Source organism: Synechocystis sp. LEGE 06083, from assembly GCF_015207725.1.
Taxonomy (GTDB): Bacteria; Cyanobacteriota; Cyanobacteriia; order Cyanobacteriales; family Microcystaceae; genus Synechocystis; species Synechocystis salina.
Genome location: NZ_JADEWJ010000322.1, coordinates 1 through 3958, shown reverse-complemented (window position 1 = coordinate 3958; position 3958 = coordinate 1). Strand labels below are relative to the sequence as shown.

General features: G+C 50.5%; 5 protein-coding genes. All 5 read right to left on the bottom strand.

Annotated features, from left to right (window positions below):
* Nucleotides 1-240, bottom strand: a 240-nt coding sequence (locus IQ219_RS17715) for a polysaccharide biosynthesis/export family protein (RefSeq protein WP_228017309.1), incomplete at its 3' end; no start/stop codon positions are given.
* A 24-nt stretch (nucleotides 241-264) separates the two neighbouring features.
* Entirely contained in the window at nucleotides 265-1623 is a 1359-nt protein-coding gene (locus IQ219_RS17710; protein ID WP_228017308.1) for a lipopolysaccharide biosynthesis protein, read from the bottom strand.
* Nucleotides 1624-1661: 38 nt separating this feature from the next.
* Nucleotides 1662-2642, bottom strand: a complete 981-nt coding sequence (locus IQ219_RS17705) for a glycosyltransferase family 4 protein (protein WP_194073477.1) — start codon at nucleotides 2640-2642, stop codon at nucleotides 1662-1664.
* The gene (locus tag IQ219_RS17700; protein ID WP_194073476.1) at nucleotides 2639-3571 is read right to left on the bottom strand and encodes a sulfotransferase; all 933 of its coding nucleotides are present in this window, start codon (nucleotides 3569-3571) and stop codon (nucleotides 2639-2641) included. The genes IQ219_RS17705 and IQ219_RS17700 overlap by 4 nt, the downstream gene beginning before the upstream one ends.
* A 48-nt stretch (nucleotides 3572-3619) precedes the next feature.
* Nucleotides 3620-3958, bottom strand: a 339-nt coding sequence (locus IQ219_RS17695) for a sugar transferase (protein ID WP_194073475.1), incomplete at its 5' end; no start/stop codon positions are given.

Here is a 3958-nt window from a genome sequence, read left to right as displayed (position 1 = left end):
ATCCGGGGGAAAATAACCCTGATTGGTTAGCAATTGATGGAGTTTTTTCTCCACCGCAGTACTTTCTAGACCCCCCACGGCCACAGGACCCAAAAAAGGCACTTCGATCGCCCCGGCCTGGTTAACCACATAAACGCCGGCAAAATATTTTTCGTTGGGAATGGAAACTTCTAGGCGATCGCCTGGGGAAAAGGGCAGGGCCCAGACCCCTTGTTGCCAACCCAGTGCAAGTAATACCAAAGTAAGCAACCAACGCCCCATCATTTATACTTCCCCGGCCAAAGCCAAACGTCGAAATACTGTGCGGGAGGCCCAAAGCGAAAATAGAGGTAAACAGATCCAATGACTGGCCAAAACGGCGATCGCCACCCCAACATTGCCCCCTTGCACTCCCCACATTAAACAACCAGCAAAAAGGGTAGTAAAAATTAAATTCCACCAAAGGTCCCATTGGGGCTTATCCACCGCTAGCAATAATTGGGAAGCAGCATCGGCAAAGGGTCTGGGAATGGCCGATAGACAAATTAACATCAAAATAGGAATGGCTCCAGCCCACCGATCGCCAAAAACGAGGGGCACATAAAAAGGAGCCAAACTGGCTTGCAGAAGCACAAAGGGAATAATCACCATGGCAATGGTTTTTTGACTCTGCCAATAGCGGGCCCGGAACTGGGCCAAGTTATCCCGCACGTCGCACAGATGGGGGAGCAGAGCCGCTTTAATGGAAGTGATAATGCCCAAACTAATACCTAGACCAGCATTAAACGCAAAATAGTAAACCCCCAAAGCCTCCACGCTCAAAAAGCGGCCAATGATTAGGTAATCCAAATTACTACGCAGAGTATTCAAAAGTTCCACCCCCAACACCGATTTGCCAAAGCCAATTAAATCCCCCCAGTGATGACGGTGAAATCCTTTGGAGGGTCGCCAAGGATGGTAGCGGCGCATAAAGTAAACCCAAATGGGGGCTACTAAAATTTTAGGCAAAATAATCGCCCAGAGACCAAACCCCAACAGGGCAAAGATGGCGGAGAGGATATTGTCGCTGGAAATTTGGCTTAACTCCGCCAGGGCAATAATTTTAAACCGTCCTTCCCGCTGAATTAGGGCCGCTTGGATAATGCCCAGGGGAATGGTGAGCAGGTTCGCTGCCATGGCACAGATGGGCAAAATTAGGCGTTGATTGTCGTAAAAAGCAGCAATGGGGAACGCCACTAAACATTGCACCATAAATAACCCAATAAACATCAGCCAATTGAGCCAGTAGGCCGATTCGGCCAACTCTTCCAGCCGCTCTGCTTCAGTTTGGATCAGGCGAATGACCACCCCGTTACGGGTAAAAACTCGCACAAACTCATTGGTGGTTAACACCAACGCCGCCAGGCCGTAATCTTCCTTGGTCAAAAACCGGGCTAGGATAACCGTTGCAATCAACCGGGAAACCCGAATAATCGCCCCCGATCCCCCCAGCCAACCGAGGTTCCGCACAAAAGTACCGTCTTTGTGGCTAAATTTGGCTTTAAGCTTGGCGATTAATTCCTTCACCCGGGTTTCTTCTCCCCTAACCGTCCCTGGACACCGGATTGATTTGACTGTAAAGGCTTCATTGTAAGAGATTGCCAACGACATTCCGCTAGTTAGCTAGCTCCCATTGCCCTAATCTATGGCTCTATGGCCGCCGTCAGATAGTCATGCCATTCCTGTACACATTTTTCCCAAGCATTGGTCACGGCTATCCTTCCTTCCTGGCCCCATTGTTGTAACTGTTTTGGACTTACCTTGGCGATCGCCTTGGTCAACATTTCCAGATCTTCTGGGGGACAAAGCAGACCAAACCCCTCTACCTGTTCCGACAGTCCATCCACGGCGGTGGCGATGATGCCTTTTCCGGCCGCTTTGGCTTCCAATGCCACCAAGCCCCAAGGTTCCCAACGGGAGGGAATAATTACCCCGTCACAATCGGCCAAAAAAGTTGGTACATCTTCCACTGGCCCCACCAATTGCACTGAAGGCAGGGCAGCAGTTAATTGCCTAATCAAGGCTTCATCCTCACCGTAGCCCCCCAATTTGATTCTGATTGGGAGATCCGGGGGCACATTGGCGATCGCCTTTAACAAGAGATCGAAGCCTTTTTGGGGCGCAAACCGTCCATAGACCCCCAGGGTTAAGATCGAGCTGGGGGGTTTCAGGGGCAAAGCCAAAAAGTTGGCCAGGGGAGAGGCCGGGCGAATAACCTTTACCTTGGCTGGATGCACTAATTTATGGCCGATTAGCCATTGTTTTTGGGCTTGGGAAACACTGATCACCCCATCAGCCAATCCGTAGGCAGTTTTAAGTAAAAGCCGGAAGCGCTGGAGAGATTTAACTTGATGCTGTTCAAAGCCAGCACAGTAGTGATGCTCACAAATATATACCGGTGCCATGGTCTGCAGTCGCCACAGGGCAGGTAAATATTTCCAAGCACTGGCGTAATGGAAAATGATAGCGTCTGGTAACTCCCCCTTGACTCGCTTTAGCCCTTGCTCCAGGGTCAGGGTTTGGCTAGCAAAACTCTCTCCCAGGGAAGAATTCAACAGATTGCGGACCAGGTGGTTTGAGCCTCCCGGCCGGCGATCGCCAATTAAATGCCAGATAGTTTTCATGATAGCCAGGAGGTTAGGTCTCGCTTGATCAGCGCTTGACAGGCCAGAATATCTTCTCGGTACTGGGTTTGCAATTTTTGCTTCAGCACCGGATCGAGGGGGGGCGTAATCAAATTACTATGCTGGATGGACTGCCGTAGTTTTTGCGGTAATAGGGGCTTGACAAGGGTTTTGAGGACATTGGGTTTGGTCAACAGGCCATGGAGCCAGGGATTTTTTGGCATTCCTGATTTATTGGGCCGTTCACTGAAATCCGGCAGGAATTGGGCATCAACTCCTAGAAAAGTAAAAATATCTTTCATTAACCCTTGGGCGTCGCGCCGCAAGTCTTCGTAGAGGTAAACTCGAATTTGGTTGGCAGGGAAAAGGTCATAGTATCGCCGCACCTGCTCGGCGTAGTAGCCGGCCTGTTGATAGTGCCAAAACCATTCCCAGTTCGCTTCCGTCCGCTCCGGTTCCTGGGCTAGGGCCTGGGCAAAATCCAAGGTTGTTTCCCGGCCATCTCTCACTAAATGGAGATAGTTGGCATAGGCCCGGGCCACTGGCTCCCGCAGAATAATAATAATTTTTGCGGTGGGGCAATGGTGCTGGATTCTCTGGGCTACCTGGCGATCGTAAAGGTATAAAGGACAGGCTTCCCCGATCGCCGTTTCGGTAGTTACTCCTTGAAATTGGGCTTGGTAATCAGCCAGATTAGTGATGGAAAAATCCGCCACCGCCTCATCCCCTGGACCACGAAAATTTAACTGCTGTCCTTCGTAGGCAAAAAAGTTAGTTTCTTTGCCTGGGGTCATATAGATGGCGGGATGTTGTTGGAGGTAATGGTGCAGGGCGGTGGTGCCAGCTTTGGCCGCGCCAACAATGAAGAAGTTGGGCAACCGGTTGGCTTGGGCAGTGGTGGAGAGATGGGGCGAAAGGGTAGTAGCCATGGGGAAGGGGAAACTTAGTGAGGATGGGCAATGATGGAAAATGGCAACCTAGCAAGCACCGCTATGTTTAGAAAATACTACGGTGATGGTTTTCACCAGGAGCTTGAGGTCATGCCAAATGCTCCACTTTTGTTGGTACTGCAAATCCAGGGCTACCACTTCTTCAAAATTACTGATGGAGGAGCGACCATTGACCTGCCATTCCCCCGTTAAGCCAGGTTTGACTTCCAGCCGTTCACCGTGGTGGATTTCGTACTGGTCCACTTCATCCAATGTGGGGGGGCGGGTACCCACCAAACTCATTTCTCCCAATAGGATATTGAAAAATTGGGGAAATTCATCCAGGCTGGTTTTGCGTAGAAAGTGACCCAATTTGGTGATGCGGGG

Bases quoted from the DNA above. Each gene is read 5' to 3' on its own strand.
- IQ219_RS17700 (WP_194073476.1), bottom strand. From the start codon at position 3,571: ATGGCTACTACCCTTTCGCCCCATCTCTCCACCACTGCCCAAGCCAAC.
- IQ219_RS17705 (WP_194073477.1), bottom strand. From the start codon at position 2,642: ATGAAAACTATCTGGCATTTAATTGGCGATCGCCGGCCGGGAGGCTCA.